We start from the raw sequence: 563 nt of genomic DNA, 5'->3' as shown, positions 1-563 counted from the left end.
TATCATCTGAAGCATACCATTGGTAAATAATGGTACCGGTTCCTCCGCTATCGGTTATAAAACTTAAGTCTTCTGGGGTGGCACCAGAACATAGCGTTTGGCTTAGTGGCGATTCGCCACTAATTTCTACATTTGGAACCACTTCGATTGCTGCAGGCGCTGTAGTAATTTCATTACAACTTCCGGCGCCACTAAAACTAATCACACAAAAATAATAGAGTGTCCCCGTACTATCTGTTGGTGGTTGGTAATTGGCTTCTTGACCTTCAGGACTCGCTACCAAAGTACTATTTGCATCGGTTGGATCGTTAGTATTGGTCTCATTATAATACCATTGGTAACTTGTAGTACCGGTAGCAGGACCAGATAACGTAAAGGTTAGCTCTTGGGCTGAACCATTTATACAATACGCGCCGTCCATAGCTTGTGTGTCTACAGATGGCCCTTCATTTACCGTTATGGTTACCGGGTTACTCGTGGCGTTACAGTCGTAAGCGTTTGGCTGACTTATTTCGCAATAGTAAGTGTACACGCCTGCTGGTAAAGAGTTGTCGTGATTAAAA

At 43.7% G+C, this 563-nt stretch carries 1 protein-coding gene; it reads right to left on the bottom strand.

Annotated features, from left to right (window positions below; translation table 11 throughout):
- The coding region (locus ES677_RS15455; protein ID WP_170235085.1) for a hypothetical protein at positions 1-563 on the bottom strand (563 nt) is incomplete at both ends.

Source organism: Bizionia gelidisalsuginis, from assembly GCF_008086185.1.
Taxonomy (GTDB): domain Bacteria; phylum Bacteroidota; class Bacteroidia; order Flavobacteriales; family Flavobacteriaceae; genus Bizionia; species Bizionia saleffrena.
The sequence above is the reverse complement of the archived record's forward strand: the minus strand, read 5'-3'. Positions and strand labels throughout refer to the sequence as shown.